The sequence below is a fragment of the Chryseobacterium sp. CH25 genome (assembly GCF_004119455.1).
Taxonomy (GTDB): Bacteria; Bacteroidota; Bacteroidia; order Flavobacteriales; family Weeksellaceae; genus Chryseobacterium.
The window spans coordinates 1-617 of record NZ_NRQT01000025.1 but is presented as its reverse complement, the minus strand read 5'-3'; the positions used below and the strand labels follow the sequence as shown (position 1 = coordinate 617).

The following is a 617-nucleotide window of genomic DNA, read 5'->3' as shown; positions in this document are numbered from 1 at the left end:
GAGACCCACAGACAAATGGTTATTTACAAAATATGATGTTTTGGGGAGAGTGATCATCACAGGAGTTGTGGCTGGAGGCAGCAGAGCCTCTATGCAGACAATGATTGGAGAAACACTGACTATTGAGAACAGATCTGACACCGGTTTTACCAAAAATGGACTGCAGATACAGTATAATAATGCCTACTTTCCTTATCTGGAAACCGTTTTTTCAGTAAACTATTATGACACCTATCCAGTCTACAGTTTCAATCCTTCTTTCCCTGGCAGTATTCAGGGAGTGGAAACCTTAAAAGAAACCGTATCCCCGGAAGGTAAGAGTACTAAAGGCTTACCTGTGATGAGCATGGTCAAGAACATAGAAGATGATAACTGGACAAAGATTTACACCTACTACGATACCAAAGGAAGAGTAATAGGAGCCCATTCCATCAACCATCTGGGCGGATATACCAAAACAGAATCTAAACTGGATTTTTCAGGAGTAGCTCAAACGGTAATCACCCGACATAAAAGATTGGCAACCGATACCGAAAGAGTGATTACAGAAACCTTTGAATATGACCATCAGAACAGACTGCTGGTTCACAGACATCAGGTAGATAGTAACCCTGTAG

1 pseudogene is annotated in these 617 nt (G+C 41.5%); it reads left to right on the top strand.

From position 1 onward, the window contains the following. Window positions 1-617: pseudogene (locus BOQ64_RS23315) on the top strand (RHS repeat-associated core domain-containing protein); the annotation flags it as partial.